The sequence below is a fragment of the Alicyclobacillus fodiniaquatilis genome (genome assembly GCF_042678105.1).
GTDB lineage: Bacteria > Bacillota > Bacilli > Alicyclobacillales > Alicyclobacillaceae > Alicyclobacillus > Alicyclobacillus fodiniaquatilis.
Window position 1 is genome coordinate 96,259 of the sequence record NZ_JBHUCX010000014.1, and the last position, 15,487, is coordinate 111,745.

Annotated in this window: 14 protein-coding genes; 6 read left to right on the plus strand and 8 right to left on the minus strand. The window is 50.5% G+C overall.

Going from position 1 to position 15,487, the window contains the following annotated elements; translation table 11 throughout:
* On the minus strand, positions 1-674 hold a 674-nt coding region (locus ACFSB2_RS04690), incomplete at its 3' end, for a metal-dependent hydrolase (protein WP_377941667.1).
* A gap of 516 nt (positions 675-1,190) precedes the next feature.
* Here ACFSB2_RS04690 and ACFSB2_RS04695 point away from each other — a divergent pair.
* The 6 genes from ACFSB2_RS04695 (at position 1,191) to ACFSB2_RS04720 (ending at position 7,659) form a co-directional block, all read left to right on the plus strand.
* A complete protein-coding gene (locus ACFSB2_RS04695; protein ID WP_377941668.1) occupies positions 1,191-2,180 on the plus strand; it encodes a BadF/BadG/BcrA/BcrD ATPase family protein in 990 nt (329 codons plus the stop codon).
* Between the two features lie 35 nt (positions 2,181-2,215).
* Positions 2,216-2,713, plus strand: coding sequence for a hypothetical protein (locus ACFSB2_RS04700; protein WP_377941670.1), 498 nt, complete (start codon positions 2,216-2,218; stop codon positions 2,711-2,713).
* A complete protein-coding gene (locus ACFSB2_RS04705; RefSeq protein WP_377941673.1) occupies positions 2,634-3,365 on the plus strand; it encodes a phosphotransferase family protein in 732 nt (243 codons plus the stop codon). Before ACFSB2_RS04700 ends, ACFSB2_RS04705 begins: the two co-directional genes overlap by 80 nt.
* Before the next feature lie 92 nt (positions 3,366-3,457).
* Positions 3,458-5,086 carry a spore germination protein gene (locus ACFSB2_RS04710; RefSeq protein ID WP_377941676.1) on the plus strand — a complete coding sequence of 543 codons (1,629 nt, stop codon included), beginning with the start codon at positions 3,458-3,460 and terminating at the stop codon, positions 5,084-5,086.
* Between the two features lie 13 nt (positions 5,087-5,099).
* Positions 5,100-6,320: a Ger(x)C family spore germination protein gene (locus tag ACFSB2_RS04715; RefSeq protein ID WP_377941678.1), complete on the plus strand. Its 1,221-nt coding sequence runs from the start codon at positions 5,100-5,102 to the stop codon at positions 6,318-6,320.
* Positions 6,321-6,540: 220 nt separating this feature from the next.
* On the plus strand, positions 6,541-7,659 hold the full coding sequence (locus tag ACFSB2_RS04720; RefSeq protein ID WP_377941680.1) for a GerAB/ArcD/ProY family transporter: 1,119 nt from the start codon (positions 6,541-6,543) through the stop codon (positions 7,657-7,659).
* Between the two features lie 183 nt (positions 7,660-7,842).
* Here ACFSB2_RS04720 and ACFSB2_RS04725 read toward each other — a convergent pair whose 3' ends face one another.
* The 7 genes from ACFSB2_RS04725 to ACFSB2_RS04755 form a co-directional block, all read right to left on the minus strand.
* Complete coding sequence (locus ACFSB2_RS04725; protein WP_377941683.1) at positions 7,843-8,175, minus strand: ArsR/SmtB family transcription factor; 333 nt, start codon at positions 8,173-8,175, stop codon at positions 7,843-7,845.
* Positions 8,176-8,180: 5 nt separating this feature from the next.
* On the minus strand, positions 8,181-8,648 hold the full coding sequence (locus ACFSB2_RS04730; RefSeq protein WP_377941685.1) for an NADH-quinone oxidoreductase subunit B family protein: 468 nt from the start codon (positions 8,646-8,648) through the stop codon (positions 8,181-8,183).
* A gap of 130 nt (positions 8,649-8,778) precedes the next feature.
* Complete coding sequence (locus tag ACFSB2_RS04735) at positions 8,779-10,290, minus strand: hydrogenase large subunit (RefSeq protein WP_377941687.1); 1,512 nt, start codon at positions 10,288-10,290, stop codon at positions 8,779-8,781.
* Positions 10,287-11,759 (minus strand): hydrogenase 4 subunit F, encoded by a 1,473-nt coding sequence (locus ACFSB2_RS04740; protein ID WP_377941688.1) that lies wholly within the window; start codon positions 11,757-11,759, stop codon positions 10,287-10,289. Before ACFSB2_RS04740 ends, ACFSB2_RS04735 begins: the two co-directional genes overlap by 4 nt.
* Before the next feature lie 6 nt (positions 11,760-11,765).
* Complete coding sequence (locus ACFSB2_RS04745; protein ID WP_377941689.1) at positions 11,766-12,407, minus strand: hypothetical protein; 642 nt, start codon at positions 12,405-12,407, stop codon at positions 11,766-11,768.
* 12 nt (positions 12,408-12,419) lie between these two features.
* A complete protein-coding gene (locus ACFSB2_RS04750; RefSeq protein WP_377941690.1) occupies positions 12,420-13,358 on the minus strand; it encodes a respiratory chain complex I subunit 1 family protein in 939 nt (312 codons plus the stop codon).
* A 12-nt stretch (positions 13,359-13,370) separates the two neighbouring features.
* A complete protein-coding gene (locus tag ACFSB2_RS04755; protein ID WP_377941692.1) occupies positions 13,371-15,377 on the minus strand; it encodes a proton-conducting transporter transmembrane domain-containing protein in 2,007 nt (668 codons plus the stop codon).
* Positions 15,378-15,487 lie beyond the last annotated feature (110 nt).

The following is a 15,487-nucleotide window of genomic DNA, read 5'->3' on the forward strand; positions in this document are numbered from 1 at the left end:
TGCCGTTTTTTGATGGGCCACGCGATGGGCACCCCACCCGCAAACGCATCGGCGATGAGATGTAGGCCATAACCAACGCTGACACCGATCACACCGTTTTTCCACATCTGTGGATAGGGATGCATTTGTCCGAATGACATATGCAATCCAGCCGTTAACAGCGCCCATCCCAACGCGCTGTGGGTAAATGTTCGGTGCCCGGTGAGCATGGCAAACAAAACCCACACCCCAATGAAAATGGTGCCCAACAGATGTGTTTCATGCTGGATGCCCCAAAACAGGATACCGACGGCGATGACGCACAGGCCGATCATGCGCGCAATGTCGGATCTCTCCCCAAGCACCCATGAAATAAACAGCGCCCCTAGCCAAACATACCAGTGTGTCTGCACGTGCATGAGAAAAGTTAACAGCGCCAACAGTCCAAACATGATCACTTGGCCCAGGCGTTCGACTTTGCGCGCCATCGTTGAATCCGCCTGATCCAAGTCCGGCATCAAGCTGCCAGCCACGGCCGCGCTCACCAGCACGGCCTCCGCGCCTAAAGTGTGAGGAATGTGCGACCAGTTGCCTTGAAAAAAGTGGCTGATATCGACCCACTTCGTCTGTAATACAATCGGAGACACGAGCGCTGCCCCGACCGCCCCAATCGCCATATGTGTTTTGCCTAGCATGATATATCCTCCATTATTTCGCTATCATTTTTCGATCACGCTCTAGCGTAGCAGACTTCTGTCATTTTTTCGTTGGTGGGGTGAGTTTTGTGGGGGATGATCATGTAAATTTGCACTGGAAACGGCGCAAGAGAAAGGGGAGCATATCACTCTAAGCTACGGGACGCTTCTCCCTGTACCTGTGCGGGTTCAAGTTCACGCTCGTCACGGAAAGCGCGTTTCCATTCTATCGCCTCCAGAGAGTTGATATTTTTATTATAAATTACAATTCAGAAAATTGTTGAGGAGAAAAGACATGTGAGGATCGACCGAACGGTGAACCTGGTGCTATTTTTCGATATGAATGTTTGCTACCCACATACCAACCACAACATCGTACGATTGCACCGCAACCGCTGGAAAATATGAGCGCCGTTTGAAGCGATGTTTTCGTGTATACTTAGAGCTATCTATGACATCGGATACAATTTGGGCTGCAGAGTATGAGTTTGGTGTGGCATGAGGAGAAGTGAAGATTTGACGCAAGAGATCGTGATCGGCATTGATGGCGGCGGGACATCTACGCGCGTCATGGCTGCCGATTTGACGGGGAATATACTTGGATATGTTGAAAGTGGCACAGCGCGATTGGACAAGCATCAGGACGCATTACAGAATGTGCAGGGCGCAATCGCCGATGTCGTCCTGGCGAGCCAGCGCACGTTCGCGGATGTGGCTTGCATTGTCGCGGGCATCGCTGGATTGAATTGTGAAAATGACAAGGCGTGGGCGAGATCCTTGACTCAATTGCCGGGGGTGGAGTGCCGTCGCAGGCATGTCAACGACGCGGTCATCGCGCATGCAGGCGCGTTGCAATCCAATCCCGGGATCATCGTGATATCGGGAACGGGTTCCGTCGTTTACGGGGTTACGGACGCAAGGCGGCATATCAGAAATTATGATATGCAGCATTACGCGAACTCTGGTGCGCGGCATATCGCGTATGCGGCCATTTTTCAAATCCTGGCTGGGGAGAACACGCCAGCAGATGAGCCGTTGATCGCGCAAGTGTTGGATCATTGGCAGGTACCGACGCTGGACATGCTGCGCGATATGCTGACGTACGAAAACACGGGCGCTCATGAGGTTGATTGGGCGCATGTGGGGCAACTGGCGCCCATCATCACCGAGGCTGCAATGAAGGGCGTCCCCATTGCCAAACGCGCGTGTGATCGCGCCGCAGATGAGCTATCCGTCGGCATCCGGTTAATTGGAAGTCACTTCGGCACCGCGTCGGTGGATGTCGCGTTCATCGGCAGTGTCATCCGCAGTCGATACATGCGATTGGCCACGGGAGCGCGGTTGCAGATACAAAGCGCGAATAAATCCTATCATGTTGTCGAATCTGTATTTTCCAGTCAGGTGGGGGCAGTTTTATTGGCTTTGGAGGAATTGGACATCCCGTTGACAGAGAATGTCATGACCAACATCCGCCGTCATCCCAAGTCGATACTGCTTGATGAGTAGAAGGAAGACAACTGCGGTACATAGGAGTGCGACATATGGCAAATACGACTGAAATGATGTCGATAGAAGCGGTCCAGCAAGTGGTGGAGCGGATTCTCGCAAATGCGTTTGCGTGTGTGGTGCATGCCACCGTAACGCGCATCACGGATGAAGAACGCCGAAATCAGGTATACCGATGCGAAATACAGGGTGATCACCCGGATCTTCCGTCATCCGTTATCGTCAAACAAGCGTTGCACGGCAACGGCATCTTTAACGATTGGGCAGGCGTGCAGTTCCTCTCCCAACTCGGTGTGTCGATTAGCCCGCGGTATTTCGGTGGGGATCGGCAAACCGGGCTCTTGCTGATTGAAGACATCAAGGATGCCAAAGGGATTCATGATGTCTTGCTCGATGGCACCGCAGTTGAAAGCAAAAGCCATTTTGTGCTCGTTTGCCCAGGCGCTTGGTCAAATGCACGCGCGCACAATCGGGCGGGAGCCGGAATATCGCGCAATTCGCGCCGAGTTGGCATCGGTCCATTCCGCCAATAAGCCGCGTGATATCGCCGATGATGTCCGTCGCATGTTCGCTGAGACGGCCAATCAAGTGGATATCCAAGTGGATGAAGCGTTTTATGCGGCGTTATCGAGCATCGAGCGCAAGATGCGTGCACCTGGGCCATTCTATGCGTTCTCACATGGGGATCCATGTCCAGACAATTGGCTGTGCGACGGCGAAACGACGAAGCTCATCGACTACGAATTCGCGGGATACAAGCATGCCCTGTTGGACGGGGTATATGGGCATATCATGTTTCCCACCTGTTGGTGTGTAGGGCTGATTCCCGAAGCGTTGGTTGCCGAGATGGAGGACATTTACCGCAAGGAACTGATGCAGGGCTGCGCTGAAGCGGCCGACGATGCCACATTTCAAGAAGAGTTGTTCGCGGCTTGCGCTTATTGGACATGGCACACGTTGCGTGGCTTGCTCAAGAGCGCGCTGGAAGAGCGCCATACTTGGGGCATTGCCTCCACGCGCGCGCGCATTGTCAGTCGGCTGGCGGCGCTTTTGGCCATGGCAGAGAGAAACAAAAGCAGCCAATACCCTTTGCTCGTGGCGGTATCGCAACGCTTGTACGCGCTTGTCAGCGCATTGTGGTCAGAGGAGAAATTGCAACTGTACCCATGTTTTCAGGAGAAGTGAGGTGCGCTTTGAGAAAACAATCATTTGGATAATAATAACATTTTTGGGCATTCATAATGCAAGAACCTTCTATAATTTAGAGGAGCATATGAATGCGAACGCACACACGTCGAGGCCGTCATCGAATCAAATTATATGAATCAAAACAAACGGATACACACGATACACACGCTTCAAACGATGAAGTGTCTTCTGAGATCCCACTGTTTGATCGGTTAGAATGGAATCTAGAATTCTTCCGGTCTGTCTTTGACCATTCTTCTGATGTTATTTTTCATGATTTTCGAATCCTCGATGGCCGAGATGCAGTCATTATTTACATTGACGTATTGTCAGATACGAAACTGATTGATTCTGACATTTTATCTCCACTGACAAAAGCGGAAAATCCTTTCAAAGAATCTGTTCCAACGCTTTCTCTAGAAGCGATTGCTAAGGATTACATTACGATTTCGAGCACCCAACAAGTACGTACATTCTCGGACGCGATTAGAATGATTGTCAAAGAAACGAACGTGCTTCTGCTGGTTGATCACGAAGCTGGGGCGCTTGCTTTGTGCGCAGGTGGCGGAGAAGACCGCGGAATTCAGGAACCGAACACAGAAGCTGTCATTCGTGGTCCCCGTGAGGGATTCAATGAAAGTGTTCGTACAAGTCTCTCTCTGCTTCGGCGTAGGCTGCGTACCGAGCATTTCAAGATAGAGAACCTTGAGGTCGGAAAATATACAAAAACGAAAGTTAAAATTTGCTACATCGAGGGAATCGTGGAGCCAGGTGTGGTCGAAGAAGTACGAACTCGCCTCAACCGGATCGAAATAGACGGAATCATTGATTCTGGTTATATTGAAGAGCTGATTGAAGACAATGCATATTCACCGTTTCCACAGGTACAGAACACCGAACGTCCCGATGTTGTTACAGCTGCGCTTCTTGAGGGAAAAGTTTCTATAATGACGGACGGTTCTCCATTTGCTTTAATCGTGCCGTGCAATCTGTGGGGTGCAATACAAGCCTCGGAGGATTACTACGAACGGTACATGATCGCAAATGCAATTCGGTTTCTCCGCTATGGCTTTTTGTTCATCAATTTGTATTTACCGTCTTTATACGTAGCGATTACCACGTTTCATCAAGAGTTGTTACCGGAAAAGGCGCTCTTGTCTATTGCGGCAGCACGAGAAGTGACCCCGTTTCCTGCGGTAGTTGAGGCCTTTATTATGGAAATTACTTTTGAGGCCCTCCGTGAAGCGGGTGTTCGGTTGCCGAAAACAGTCGGTTCCACAATCAGCATCGTCGGGGCGCTCGTCATCGGTCAAGCTGCTGTCCAAGCGGGAATTGTTTCAGCGCCTATGGTGATTGTCGTGTCGATTACTGGCATAGGTTCCTTCGTGATTCCACGTTATAATTTCGCAATTACACTTCGTTTGCTTCGATTTCCAATGATTCTTTTGGCAGCCTTCTTGGGTATATTTGGGGTTGTGGTGGGTACACTTGCGATTGTTATCCATCTCAGTGGCCTAAGATCTTTTGGTGTTCCATACTTGTCACCCGTTTCTCCGTTTACTAAAGGTGGTATGAAGGACGTGATGATACGTGTGCCTCAATGGGCAATGCAACTAAGACCGAGACAGACCAGCAAACTGAATCTACGCCGACAAACGGATGCAACACGCCCTCGGAATCGGATGCCAGGTCTTCCTAAGCGCAAACCGCAGTCGTAGTGAGGTGATTATTGTGGGCATTCGCGCTTTTACTTGTGTTGCAATCCTCGCTTTATCGACACTGTGCACCGGCTGCTGGGATGCGACAGAAATCGATCAACTGGCCATTGTTGTCGCAAGTGGCATGGATCTGGTCCAACATGACGATTCACAGCAACCGACCTTTCGGGGCATGTTACAGATTGCTCGGCCAAGTGAGTTGGGAACAAGCGGGGGTGGGACGCCAACAACATCAACGGGCTCAACTGGTTCATATGTACTTGAGCAAGCAGAAGGCCCTAATGCGCTGGCAACGCAAGACATCATGCGAAAAAGATTATCGCGTAAGTTGTTTGTTGGCCAGCGTAGAGTCATTATCCTAGGCGAAGATTATGCCAGACATGGTGTATATGATTTGGCGGACGAGATTCTTCGCAATCCCCAATCTCGTCTTCGGACTTACATTGTCATCGCCTATCATGGCACTGCTCAGTCCATTTTAGAAAGGCCTTATCCACTAAATCGTTTGCCGGCTGACGCCATTTCAGATTTGGAGCGAAACGGCGCCACTCCAGAAGTGGACGCGAAACAATTCCTTCAGCGATTGACCTCAAAGGGGGATCCTTTTGCAATGGGAATCGAACAAACCTCTACGTTGTATGATGCATCGGATAACCCGTCTGGCGCGTTCGCTTTAACACGTATTGCGATATTTCAAAAAGACAAACTTGTAGGCTGGTTGGGGAGCGCGCAACTTCGTGGCTTTATCTGGATATATGGTCGAGCGAAGCGGGAGGAATCGACCGTTAATATCCCGGGTACCCCTGGTTATATCACGGGGAGAATGCTTGGTAACAATACGACTCGGTCAATTAAAATCATCAACGGAAAACCACGCATTGATATACACACGAGATCTGAATATGACATATCGGAAAATGGCACGCCTTTAAATTTAAATGATCCGAAGAATATTCAACTCGTGCGCTCAGCTATTACAAAAGAAGTAACGAGCCAAATACAGTCCACAATGGATACGCTCCAACACAAGTATCATGCTGATTCGTTTGGATTTAGTGATCTGATAGACAAAAAGCATCCGAGGATGTGGGCAAAAATGGAGAAACACTGGCGTGAAACGTATAGCAGCATGCCCGTAACGGTACGCGTCGATGTCGATATTCGAAACAGTGGTCTAACAGGTCCATCACTACGCGGTTCTCAAGGAACAAGCTTGCAAAGGGGAGCATCCTAATGTTTGGTACCCTCTTGATACTGATGCTCATTCTCGTTGTGACCTTTTCGGTTGACTATCGTATACTTGCCGCGGAGGCGAGTAGAACACAATGGGTCGTCTATAGCACATTATTTAGCATCGGGTTTATCATCACTGCGCTATATCTCTTCAATCCTTCTCTTCCGGACCCTCTAAAATGGATACAAAGTCCGCTACAACCGATAGGTGCGTGGGTGTCATGAGTAAAACGAAAGAACAATTATCAAATATTCAAATTTTCATCATTGTGATTGCCTCCTCCACTGCGTTTGGTCATTTTGTTTACGTGCACTTGTCCATACTCTATGCAGGAAGAGATGCTTGGATCTCGCTCATTCTTGCGGCGTTGATTGGCATCGGCATTGTTTATATTCACCTTAAATTCGCGATAAGTTCGGATTCTGGGCTATATAACCATGTTCATTCCGTCTTCGGTAAATGGTTCGGTCGGTTGATCACATCCATTTATGTCATGTTTTTCATGATTGCTGTGGCGGTAACCATCAAAGTCCTCAGCGATTTTATGGATGTGATCTATCCAACAACGCCTCCGTCCGTATTTTTGTTGGCTGAATTTATACTCATTTTCTGGGTTGTTCACTCTGGTGTTGAAGTAATTGGTCGGACGATGCAGTTTTTATTACCCATTTTGATGGTGCTTGGGATACTAGCCAGTGTCTTATCCACGGGTGATAAAGATTTTACGCAGATATTTCCCATTTTCGAGCGGGGTATGACACCTATCTTTTTAGGGGCATTGCCTTTCATAGCGATGTTTTCAGAACTCGTGGCGTTTTGTTGTATTACCCAACATGCAAGGGATCCTAAGAAACTCCCCAAACAGGCTTGGCTCTTGGTTACAGTGTTGTTTTTTATGTTTATTTCTCCTGTGACCGGCCCCATCATGACGTTTGGCGAAAACATGGCTAGAAATTTGGCGTTTCCTACGTACACTGAGATTCAGTATATTCGAGTGACGAACATCATTGAGCGTATGGATATCGTAGGAATTTCGTTGTGGACAATCGGAAGTTTCTTTCGAATATCCATGTTCACATTTGCAATAGCCAAGGGCCTAGCAAGATTATTTGATGCCAAACGGCAAAATGCGTACCTCATTCCGACGGTCATGCTCATCGCCGCAATCAGCCTCAGTTTGATGAAGGCTTCGCGAGAAGAGGTTTACCATTTTATTGGGGGTATTTATCTATACTTAGCGCTTGCGGTCGGGGTGGGAATCCCACTATTCACCGGGATCGTCGCTCTCATCCGCAAGAAATTTGGCATGAAGTCCCGCAAGCTAGAAAGTGCGAATTAATCTCGACGATGTTTTAAACACCAACGATCAGAAAGGGGCACAGAAACTGGATTTCCGCAAATCTGCATGAGATTCCGTTCTGGTGCCACAAAAGTCAAATTTGCAGTGACCAATAAAATCAAATTGTCACGTCGAATATCTATCAAAGTCACAGAGAGACGCCCATCAAACACCGTTTGCGGGTCAATCCTCTTCCCGATTCATATCTTGAAGCAGTTGAATGGTGTTGTTCAGACTGTTGTTGAAGATTTGCTTTGCGACATCCAGCAAATCAAACAGGAGCGGATCTTTCACTGAGTACATCACTTTGGTTCCATCCTTGACACCCAATACAATATTCTTATTCCTCAATATGGCGAGTTGCTGTGACACCACAGCACTATCTACGCCCATGTGCTCCTGCAGTTCGTGTACATATTTATCACCGTCGCGCAGCAACTCTAAAATTCGGATGCGGAGCGGGTTTGACAATGCTTTAAAAAATTCAGCCTTAAATGTTTGCAATTCATGCAGCATACACATCAGTTCCTTTTCGGGGGAGATTTCAATTCGCGCGTCCGTTCAATTGCCTGCAAGATTCCCTCTAAAATCGCCTGTGGGCGTGGCGGACAGCCGGGGACATACACGGATACAGGGAAAATCTTGTCTACTCCGCCAAAGTTGGCGTATGTCTTGCCAATCAGATCTTCGCCACAGGCACATGCACCAACGGCAACCAATATTTTGGGACTCGCAGCCGCGCGATATGTTTTTCTCAGTGCTTCTTCTAGGTTGCGGGTCACGCCTCCAGTGACAAGCAGCATATCCGCATGTCGTGGAGATGCGACAAAGTCGATGCCATACTGCTGAATGTCGTACACCGGATTCATGAGCGCCATCGTCTCAAATTCACAACCATTACACGAGCCAGCATCGATATGACGGATGTGCAGGGAGCGGCCAAACATATGCCGAATGCCGGAGGTCAATCTCTGTTCGATCCCGGTCAAACCCATCTCCCCCTTTGCTGTTCCGTTTGTTCGCGCGTGGCGCGCTGACGTTCATCTGTGAACCAAATCGTCTTTATCACTGCAATCAACTTTAGCGTCCTCTCTCAAAATAACAAGTGTCTGCGGCAAATTAGCGATCACAACATGCATAACACAGTTCGAAGCTCTTATTGATGAGCGGAAAGTCCGGAATGATATTGCCCGGCACGCAAAATGGCACAACGGGCCAGTTGGCATACGCCGCTGAACGCACGCGATAGCGATAGATGCTGTGATTGGGTCCGGTCATCACCAAATGGACATTTTCTCCGCGCGGGGACTCTGTGATACCTATCCCGAAGTCATACGGCGGTAAATTTCCAAGCGGCACACGGATATCTCCATCAGGCATGCCTTCTATGACTTGTTCGACCAATCTGAAGGACTGTTTGGCCTCAAGAAATCTTTGTTTGAATCGGGCTAACACATCTCCTTCGGGTAAGGTGGGAACCTCAAAGTTTAATTCCCTGTACGCTGCGTAAGGTAGATCACGACGCGTGTCGACATCGTAGTGCGAAGCGCGCGCCGCAGGCCCGACAGCCGCGAGATCACGCACGACTTGTTCAGGCAAGACGCCCGTATTCGCAAAGCGATTCACGACAGTATCATGGGATAAGATCTGATCCACAATTGCCTCTAATTCCGCTTCCACACGGCCCAATGTAGCTTTGATCCACCCGCGTTTCTCAGCACTCACATCTGCAGCCGCGCCGCCGAGCGCAATGGAGCCTCGTAGAAAGCGATGCCCAATGACTATATCATTCAATTGCATCAGCTGTTCTTTTAAGCGCGCGCCGCGATTGATGCCAGGAGCGTAACCAATGCCGACGCACATGTTGCCAATATCGCCGACATGGTTATACAACCGCTCCAGTTCAGCAAACAAGACGCGTAGATAGGCCGCTCGTCTTGGAATGTCTACGCCTGCAATGTTCTCAATGGCTTGGGCATAGGACAACGCATGAGAGACACTGCATACACCGCAAATGCGCTCAGCAAGCTGCAAGCCGTCTGTAACGGGCATGCTCTCACTGCGCTTCTCAATCCCTCGGTGGGTATAAAACAGCTTTGCCTCCAAGTGAAGCACGGAATCGCCCATCACCTGGAACCGAAAGTGACCCGGTTCGATGACGCCCGCGTGAATTGGCCCGACTGGGACCTCAAAGACGCCTTCCCCTGCCACTTTTGGATATGACCACGGGCGCGTGTTCTCCCGTGGCGGCATGGCTGTCAAAGGGGAGTCTTTGCGCAGGGGAAAGACCCCTTCAGGCCAGTGCTCATGCAATACCAAAGGCCGTAAATCCGGGTGCTGCAGCGGACGGATGCCAAAGAGATCATACGCTTCTCGCTCCGCCCAAGCGGCGGCCGGGATGATGGACGCCACGGAAGCATAGGTCGGCTCCTGTTCCGGCACGACACTTTCGATCACGCTCAGCTCTGTTCTTCCCTCTTGCGCAAATAGATAGCGTACGACAAAGCGATCAACGCCGCATTCACATTCATCGGACGCGACCATGGTGATGAAACGCCCGCGCTGATGGATGACTGCCGCGCAGGCGTCTGGCAGTTCGTGTGGCGGGACAGCGACACGAATGGGGCTCATACATCATTTCCTCCTGTCAGAATCACCGACGCATGGTGAATCAATTGGGTAAACGACTCGGGCATATATAAGCCGAGCGCAACCACAAAGAGTAGGGGCAACACCAGCGGAATGGCAGACCAGCGACTGATTTCCCCTTTTGTGACTCGCTCTCCGCCTTCTGCTCCAAAGCTCATCTTTGTGACGTGGAACATCATGGCCGCAAAGATCAAAGCGATAAAGAAAATCAGTATGCTCGTTGCAAGCGCATGTCCCTGCCTAAAACCAGCGACAAAGATGGCTAATTCACTGGTGAAAATATTGAACGGCGGAACACCTGTCACGGCCAATGTGCCGACCAGAAACACCACACCCGTAAACGGCATGATGCGAAGCAAGGAAAATACACGCGGTATTTGCTTTGTTTTATATTTCTGATTCACGTTTCCGGCAGACAAAAACAACATCGATTTTCCCATGGAATGGTTAAACATTTGCAGTAATGCCGCAGAGTAACCCAAGGAGCCGCCGATGCCAAGCGCCACGGCGATGATGCCCATGTGTTCGACGGTTGAAAAGGCCAGCATTCGCTTGAAATCTTTCTGAACGAGCATAAAGGGAAAGGCGACGACGACAGACAACAGTCCAAATCCGATGAACAGATGTTGAATCAACTGATTATGCAGTGTGTGTTCGGCGACAATGCCAAAGCGGATGAGTCCGAGCATCGCGCAGTTGAGCAGAACGCCCGACAACAAGGCGCTGACTGGCGATGGCGCCTGGCTATGCGCGTCAGGCAGCCAAAAGTGCATCGGAGCCAGCCCAACTTTAGTGCCAAACCCGACCATGATGAACACGAAGGACAACGTGACGAGATTTGGCTGTAGCATCAGGTGCGCGTCAGCTAAAACCGTCCAATTCAGCACCTGATTGCTCGCGCCAAGTTTTGCCACAGACGAAGCATAGAGGATGATCACGCCCAAGAGTGCAAATGCAATGCCCGTACTGCAGATGATGAGATATTTCCACGCCGCTTCGAGCGCTTCCCCTTTTTTGTATAACGCGACTAAGAACGCAGATACGATGGTGGTCGCCTCAATGCCGACCCAAAGCAGTCCCATGTTGTTCACGACGGCGACGAATACCATTGTGGCGATGAACAAGTGATAAAATAGATAGTATTGTTTGCTCTGTTGATCGTTCAAAAGGCCGTGCGCTTCTTCATGTCGGACGTAGCCGATGGAGTGAAGCGAAGTCGTCAAACTGACAATGGCAACAATCATGAGCACGATTGCGCTGAGCGCGTCAATGTGAAAAAACTGATTATGGCTTGTCATCGCGCCATGTTTGGCAACTTGCCAAACCAAGCCAAGCCCGATGAGGCTCGTGGCAATGCTGCCGGCCAAATGAATCCATTCACGCAGTCGAGCTGGACTGATGAATGCAAGCAACCCTGTGATGATGGGCACAATTACAGCGAGTAAAGCCACCATTTCTCACCCCCGCAGCCTGCGCAGATTTTCTGTGTGCGTACTCTTGAATGTCCGGTCGATGCGATACGTCAGCATGCTCATCAAAATCATGGCCACAAACACGTCAAGAAACACGCCGATGTCAATGAGGAAGGGCATGCCGTAAGTCGTGACGAGCGCGATGAGAAACAAGCCATTTTCCATCACGACAAGCCCAATGCCCTGCATAATCGCTTTCTGGTGCGTCATCATGATGAATAAACCAATGAGCAACATCGCGATGGACAACGGCAAATATGCATGGTTCGCGTTCGGCGTCGCGATGTGCAGCCGATTCGATACGATATATCCAATCGCCAGCAATCCACCGCCGCACAGCAAGGAGAATTCACGGCCAATCAGTTTCTCCGTTTCCCGCCGCGTGCCAATCTTGCAGAGTGTATACCAAAGAATCCAGGGAATGCCGATGGCCTTCATCAGAATGGTGAGTCCCGCCATCACATAGAGATCGACCGTGTGCGTCTGTCTGGCGATGATGAGCGCCATCACACCTAGAATCAGCGATTGGACAGACAGGATTTTGATCCCGGTCGCAATGTGTTTGACCCAGAGCAGCGCGAGTGTGGTCAGGACGAGCGCAATGGATAATGCTTGTAAGAGCGTCATACCGGATTCTCCCTATATCAAGTACTCGGTTACGATGGCGATCATCGACAAGGCAAATGCCGCCGACAGCAATCTTGGAATGCGAAAAAACCGGATTTTCGCGTAGGACATTTCAACGAAAGCCACCACCACGGCAAGCATGATGAGCTTCAGCAAGAAAGCGGCCAAGCTCGCCAACAACAGCCATCCGCGCCCGCGGCTATCGATGCCCCAGGGGAAGTAGAAGTCGATGAGAAGGGTGAACATGAGGACTTGCTTGATCCACGCGCTCCACATCATCAACCCCAGCCGTTTCCCGGAATACTCCAACAGCATGCCTTCGTGCATCATGGTCAACTCCAAATGCGTATCTGGGTTGTCCACGGGAATTCTCCCTGTCTCAGTCACCACCAAAATGAAAAACGCCAAGCATGCCAAGTAAAATGTCGGTGATAAAAGCAGGGCATGATTTGCAACCATCCGTTCGGTCATCAACGTGACATTCGTCGTTTTCGTGGGGAGTGATACGGACAGCAAGGTCACAAACAGAACCGGCTCGGCCAGCGCGGACACAAACATGTCTCGACTCGAACCCATTGCGCCAAATGAGCTGCCTGTATCCATGCCCGCCAACGCCGTAAAGAAGCGAGCCAGCGCAAATAAATAGACGACCAGCAGCAGTTGACCCGTAGCGGCCAGCAGCGCCTGTGTCGTGAACACAGGAATCATCGCGACAATCGTCAGCGTGATCGCGAAGACCACATACGGTGTGATGAGAAAGAGCCATGAGGCGTGGGTGGACACCACTTCATCTTTGCGCAGAAACTTGCGCAAATCGTAATAAGGCTGCCAAATGGGCGGGCCATGGCGGCCTTGAAGCAGCGCTTTTGTCTTTTTGACAATGCCTTGTATCAGTGGCGCAACACCGACGAGAAAGATGATTTGAACGAACGACAGTACGACGTGCATCATGTCTTTTTGACCTCACTTCACCAGTAGCAGAACCACAATGAGCGCGATGAACAAATACGCCAGATAACTTTGAACTTGTCCATTTTGAACGCGGCGCACGATGCGGGCGATGCGCAGTACAGCGCCGACAACCGGTTGATAGAAATATGTTTCCGCAAATGCGTTGATTCTGCTGCTATACACGTATTTAGCGGGGAAGTAGTCACTCCCCTCGGTGCGGCGCAATAGACGAACAGGCTGAATCACTTTCCGAAAGGCGATTCGAATCGGCTTGCTGTAACCGCTGGCCGTGTAGGTCATCAACGGTGTCAACGTCTCCCCGCAGGCCCAGGTTTCGTCGCGGACGACAGATGTGCGTTGCCCCGTAAAACGGGTGATGAGCCATATCAAGATGAGCGCCGCCACAGCGGTCAAGACAACCGAGACCACTGAGAGGCGCGCGTTGGCGCTTCCTACATGTTGAAACGCGAAATGAAGCGGGCTTGTCATTGGGCGCACACCCGTCATTTCTTGCGCCAAACCTTGGAGCAGGCGAATCCAATTCGTCGCGAAGATGCCCATCAATAGACATAGCCCAGCCAATCCAGCCATGGCGATGCGCATGGAGCGCGCCACCTCATGCGCCTTTTGCGCGTGTTCGCTTCTCGGCAAAGACAAAAAGGTCATCCCGAATGAACGTACGAAGGCCATTGCCACAAGCGCGCCTGTCATGGTCAGCGCGCCGACCAGCAAAATCGCAAAAACACTGACCCAAGGGGCATGCGCCGAAGTGGACAGGCCAAAGGCCGACTGGAATAACATCCACTCCCCGATAAATCCGTTGCACGGGGGCAGCGCAGCAATGGACAGGGCGCCGACCAGCGTAAATGCCGCCGTCCATGGCATGCGACGCATGAGGCCGCCGAGCTGATCCATATTCTGTGTGTGCGTCACAGACAGCACCGCGCCTGCGCTCAGGAACAAAAGGCTCTTGAACAGCGCGTGGTTGAGCGCATGGACGAAAGTGGCGAGCAGTGCAAATGCCGCCAATGTGGTGTCGTGCAAAGACAGGAAAATCAGGCTGATGCCAAGTCCCATGAAGATGAGCCCCATGTTTTCGATGCTGCTATATGCCAGCATCCGTTTTTGATCACGCTGGCTCAGAGCGTGAAGAATGCCTAACAGAGCCGTGATCGCGCCAAGACAGGCGACGAGCATCCCCCACCAAATGGGTCCGCTCGCTAGAAATTGAAAGACGACAACCAGGAAGCCATACATCGCCATTTTGAGCATGACGCCAGACATGAGCGCTGAAACATGACTGGGCGCAACTGGATGGGCACGCGGCAACCAGATGTGCAGCGGCACGAGGCCAGCCTTTGTCCCAAAGCCGATGAGCGCGAACAGAAAAACCAGTGACTTGACTCCCAGCGGCATATGTGCCGAGTCCATATGCTGAAATGAGAGGCTGTGGGTGTAATTGGCCAATAGCAAAAAGGAAATCGTCAAAAAAACCGTTCCGACATGCGTCATGACCACATAGATAAATCCGGCGCGCTGTACCTGCTGTCGCTCATGTTCATAAATCACCAGAAGAAATGAGATGACAGACATACATTCCCATGAAACGAGAAAGGTGAACACGTTCCCAGCAAGCGCGACACAAACCATGGTCGCCAGAAAAATAAGCACGCCGGACACGAGCAGGGATGCAGACTTGCGACCGGTGTATTCCCTCACGTAGCCGATACCGTATATCGACGTGCACAATCCCACGATGCCGATGAGCAACACAAAAAAAGCTGCTATAGCATTCATGCGAAAGCTCAGTGTCGCGAACGTAAAAGCGCCATGGCCGATAGACACATATTCTGTTGGCTGAAACAGCCCCAGCAAGCCTGAGACAACAAACCCAAGCGATGCGAGCATTCCCGTGAAATGACCAAGGTTGATACAACGTTTGACAGCCGCTGCGAGCAATCCCGCGAATAGACAAATCGCCACACAACCTATCGCGGTATCAAGTGCGCTTGAAGACAACGTAAGGCTCCTCCGCTCCAACTCGTTTGCATAAATTTTATAATATATATATATTACTATATACTCAATAACGGATTTAGATCAATCATTGAACAGCGCAATGGTTGGAA